The organism is Pyrinomonas sp. (assembly GCF_040289685.1).
Classification (GTDB): Bacteria; Acidobacteriota; Blastocatellia; order Pyrinomonadales; family Pyrinomonadaceae; genus Pyrinomonas.
Genome location: NZ_PSLQ01000042.1, coordinates 8,203 through 12,746, shown reverse-complemented (window position 1 = coordinate 12,746; position 4,544 = coordinate 8,203). Strand labels below are relative to the sequence as shown.

At 60.8% G+C, this 4,544-nt stretch carries 4 protein-coding genes; all 4 read right to left on the bottom strand.

The window, feature by feature from the left end; genetic code table 11:
• Positions 1-165: a hypothetical protein gene (locus C4334_RS09885; protein WP_352431925.1), complete on the bottom strand. Its 165-nt coding sequence runs from the start codon at positions 163-165 to the stop codon at positions 1-3.
• Complete coding sequence (locus tag C4334_RS09880; protein WP_352431924.1) at positions 162-1,487, bottom strand: APC family permease; 1,326 nt, start codon at positions 1,485-1,487, stop codon at positions 162-164. The genes C4334_RS09885 and C4334_RS09880 overlap by 4 nt, the downstream gene beginning before the upstream one ends.
• A gap of 64 nt (positions 1,488-1,551) precedes the next feature.
• Positions 1,552-3,807, bottom strand: a complete 2,256-nt coding sequence (locus C4334_RS09875; protein ID WP_352431923.1) for a GH92 family glycosyl hydrolase — start codon at positions 3,805-3,807, stop codon at positions 1,552-1,554.
• A gap of 329 nt (positions 3,808-4,136) precedes the next feature.
• Positions 4,137-4,544 (bottom strand): protein-disulfide reductase DsbD N-terminal domain-containing protein (locus C4334_RS09870; RefSeq protein ID WP_352431922.1); only part of this gene is annotated, 408 nt, incomplete at its 5' end.

The window sequence follows — 4,544 nt, the reverse complement described above, 5'->3', positions numbered from 1 at the left end:
TTAGCCATAGAAACTATCGCCGTTGATCTCGATGGCGTCGAGTTCGACGGAAAGCTCGCGCAGCGTCATGTTGGCGACGCCGCTCGTCGCCAGATTGAAGCGCGCGTGCGCCTGCGTTTTAGCCCACGGCATGTAGCGCGAACTCTTTGTTCGTTCGTGCGTCATGATCTTCGCCCTTGCCAGAGGAAATAGACGGGCACGCCGGCAAACAACACGAGCAGGCCGATGAACCCGTCGCGCGGGTACTTATAGAGCGCGCTGGCGACCACGAGCCAGCACACGGCGATGAAGAAGAGTGTGGTCCACGGATGGCCGGGAACGGAGTAACTGCTCGAAGCGGCTGGCGCGCGCTGGCGGAAGACGAAGAGGGCGACTGCCGTCAGCCCGAACCAGAGGGCATCGACCGACACGACGTAATTCAAGATCTGCTCGTAACGTCCGGAGGCGACGATCACGATGGCCCACAGCCCTTGAAGGAGGATGGCGAAGACGGGCACGCGAGTTCGCGGATGAACTTCGCGGACGCGCCGAAAGAAGAGCCCGTCTTCGGCCATAGCGAAATAGACGCGCGGCACCGTCAACATCCCTTGGCTTAGAAGTCCGAGCGTCGAGATGGCGATGCCGATGGCGATCAATCGCGCGCCGGTCGAACCGAGCGCGGCGCGCATGACTTCAGAGGCGGGGGTGTTGGTCACCATCAAGCCGCGCGCTCCGAGCACGTGCAAGCAGACGAAGCTAACGGTCGTGTAGATGACGATGACGCACGCGACGCCGATCAGTAGTCCGCGCGGAAGGTCGCGTTCCGGGTGGCGCAGTTCGCCCGCAACGAATCCGGCTGTTTGCCAGCCGCCGTAAGCGAAAAAGACGGGGACGAGCGCGGCACCGAAGTCGGTCGCCAGTTTGAACTTCGAGGCTTCGCGGGCGACCGACTCTGCCTCCGGCGGGGCTTTCGGCGCGAAGAGAAGACCACACGCGATGAGCACGAAGATCGCGCCGATCTTCAGGGTCATGAGGACGTTCTGCGTCGTGCTTCCGGCGCGCACGCCCAAGCAGTTGATCGCCGTCAAGCAGGCGAGCGCGACGCTTGCGACGAGCCACGAAGGCAAAGCGAGAGCGAACAGCTCGACGAAGTAATGGGCGAAGGTTGCTGCCACCGCTGCCAAGCCGCCCGATTGCATGACGAGCAGTAGCGTCCAGCCGTAAAGGAAGGCGACGAGCGGATGGAAGGCTTCGCGCAAATAGGCGTATTGACCGCCGACCTCCGGACGTCGCGTCGCAAGTTCAGCGTAGATGAAAGCGCCGGCCAGCGCGACCATGCCGCCGACCAACCAAGCTGCGATGATCGCCCACGGCGCAGCGACTTGACGCGCGACCACCGAAGGGTTGATGAAGATCCCAGCGCCGATGATGCCGCCCATTACCAGCATGGTGGCGTCGAATAGACCCAGTCGTCGCGCCAAGGCGACTTTCGGCTCGTTCGCAGTCATGGTTTGAAGCGCATCGTCAACGTCGGGTCGCCGTGAAAACTCGGGATCGGCGAGCGCCCCGTTCCTACCGTTCGATTCTGGAAGTTGGAACTTGAACGGTTCCCCAGCGCGTAGATGGACGGGCGCCCATGACGAGCACCAACGTCCCGCCGCGCATTATCTCGTCGTGTGTGATGAATGAACGGTCGAGCCGGCGACCGTTGAGCCGGGCCGATTGTACGTAGATCTTCTCGTCCGACGCGTTTTGTGCGCGCACGGTGAAGCGTCTGCCGTTCTCCAAGTTAAGGGTTGCTTCGGCGAAGAGGGGCGAACCGAGCGCGTAGAGCGTTGTGCCGGGCGTGACCGGATAGAAGCCCAAGGCGCTGAAGATGTACCAAGCGGACATCTGGCCGCAATCTTCGTTGCCGATGAGTCCATCGGGAGTCGGCTTGTAGAAATCGCGCATGATTTGCCGCACGCGCTCTTGCGCTTTCCAAGGCTGCCCGACGTAGTTGTAAAGGTAGGCGATGTGATGGCTCGGTTCGTTGCCGTGCGCATACTGGCCGATGAGCCCCGAAATATCCGGCGGCACGTTGCCGGTCAAGGTGCTTTCTGTGGCAAACAGTTCATCGAGCTTATGCGCGAAGCTTTTCGGTCCGCCCATCAGGTCGATCAAGCCGTTGACGTCTTGTGGGACGAAGAAAGTGTATTGCCAGGCGTTGGCTTCGGTGTAGTGAGCCGAAACCTCGCGCGGATCAAACGGCGCGAGCCAACTCCCATCGCGTCTTCTGGGGCGCATGAAGCCGGTTTCGCGATCGAACAGATTGCGATAGTAGGTCGCGCGTTGGAGGTAGCGTCGCTCAACCTCCTTTTTGTTCAAAAAGCGCGCCATCTGCGCGATGCACCAATCGTCGTAAGCGTATTCGAGCGTTTTCGATACCGACTCGCGGTCGTCTTCGACGGCGACATAGCCGCGCTGCTTGTAACCGGCCAGCCCGCGCTCATCGCTTTCAGCGCTCCGCTGCATCGCCGCCAAGGCCAGTTCCCGGTCGAACCCTGTGATGCCCTTGACGTTCGCATCAACGATCACCGGCACGGCATGGTAGCCGATCATCGTGTTCGTTTCGTTGGCGGCAAGCTCCCAGACGGGCAGTCGTCCGCCTTGCTCGTATTGCGCGAGGAAAGTGCGTATGAAGTCGAGCGTGCGTTGACGGTCGATGATCGTCAGCAGCGGATGGGCCGCGCGGAAAGTATCCCACAGCGAGAAGACGGTGTAGTAGGTGAAATCTCGCGCCGAATGGATCTTGAAGTCGCGCCCGCGGTAGCGTCCATCGACATCGGCGAAGACGTTGGGCGCGAGCATCAGATGGTACATCGCCGTGTAGAAGTTCCTGAGTTGATCGCGGTTCGGAGTGCGGACGACGATTCTGCTCAGTTCGCGTTCCCACGCGCGATCGGCTTCGCGCCGGACGCGCTCGAAGTCCCAGTGAGGTAATTCAGCGGCGAGATTGCGCCGTGCGCCGTCGAGATCGACGGCGGAAATGGCCACCCGCACGAGGAGCGGCGCGCCGTCTCGGGCATCAAAGCGGAAGAAGGCTTTGATGTTGGTCCCTTGCGCTTGGCGCGCGTTCGGGATCAACCGATCATCGCGCGCAAGGCCGAACTCCGTAAACGGTCTGGAAAACTCGGCGACGAAATAGACCACTTGATCGCGCGCCCACGACTGTGAACGACGGTAACCTTCGATGCGTGTTTGGCTGACGACGCGAAGCGACGAATCCAGCACGCGGTCGCGGTGTTGCAGATCGACGATGATGTTCGCTCGATCCGTGCGTGGAAAGGTATAGCGATGTAGTCCGACGCGCGTAGTTGCCGTCAGTTCGGCTTTGATCTTGTCGTCATCGAGCAGCACTGAGTAGTAGCCGGGGCGGGCCGTTTCGTTGCGGTGGCTGAAACGCGAAGCGTATCCGCGCCGCGTGTCTTCGCCATCTCTGGCTTGAAGATGGATCTCGCCGACGGTGGGCGCAAACAGTATATCGCTGTAGTCGGGAACGCCGGTGCCGCTCAAATGCGTGTGGCTGAAACCATAGATCACGTCGTCCGAGTAATGGTAGCCTGAGCAGCTATCCCAACCGGTCAAGCGCGTGTCGGGCGAAAGCTGGACCATGCCGAAAGGGAGGACCGCTCCCGGATAGGTATGCCCGTGCCCGCCCGTGCCGACGAACGGATCAACGTAATCGGTCAGGCGCGTGGGTGAAACGGATCTTTGCGCGCGTATCGCTGCGACTAGCAGAAACGACAGCAAACACGAAACGACGAAGAGGCGACCCTTTGCTTTCATTCTCGTATCTTCTCAACACGATTCTGCGGTGTTTCCCAGCACCGAGATCGTTGGGCTTCGCTTCACCCTCGTGCAAACCCATCTCGGAAACGGCAAGATTATGCTCCGTTTGCCGCGCCGAGGGCAATGGCGATCCTCTGCTCGGTCGTCTCGAGCGATACCTTGAGCGAACGGCGCGGAATCGGTTCGCTCGATTTCAGGATGAGTCGCCAGCGAAAGCTTTCAAAACGCCGAGTGATCGAGGCAGGGCGCGACGCATCTCGCCACGCGCTTTCCGAAGCGCGGCAAAATTCGACTCTTCCGGGAGACTTCGGCAAAGAGCCAAGGGATCAACCTTTTCGTCCGAAGACGCCGTTGTTGATCCGTTCGACACGTGCGCCGCGATCAACGACTTCAATGGGCATGACGACTTCGCGCGTGCGCGGGGGGTAACAAACCTCGTCCGTGCAGGCTTGATAGCGGACGCGCGCGCGCAGCTCCAATCGCTCGCCTTGGAAGTTGGCCGGCACCGTGACGTTGAACCTGATTACGGCGCGCCCTTCGTAAACAGCGATTTGATCTTTGGAGAAACTGAAACGTCGGACCACCGGACGCGGATAGATCGCTGGGCCAATGCGCACGCCCGCTGGCGCGTCGATCTTGACTTCGGTCGGGATAGCATACTTGCTCAGCGGACGGTTGGAGTTAACGTGATAGCCTTGCGGGATGTCGATGACGATGGCCGCTTGCACGACGCA

What these genes read in the sequence shown, in the direction of transcription:
- C4334_RS09885 (WP_352431925.1), bottom strand. Translation starts at nt 165, where the DNA reads ATGACGCACGAACGAACAAAGAGTTCGCGCTACATGCCGTGGGCTAAA.
- C4334_RS09880 (WP_352431924.1), bottom strand. Translation starts at nt 1,487, where the DNA reads ATGACTGCGAACGAGCCGAAAGTCGCCTTGGCGCGACGACTGGGTCTA.
- C4334_RS09875 (WP_352431923.1), bottom strand. Translation starts at nt 3,807, where the DNA reads ATGAAAGCAAAGGGTCGCCTCTTCGTCGTTTCGTGTTTGCTGTCGTTT.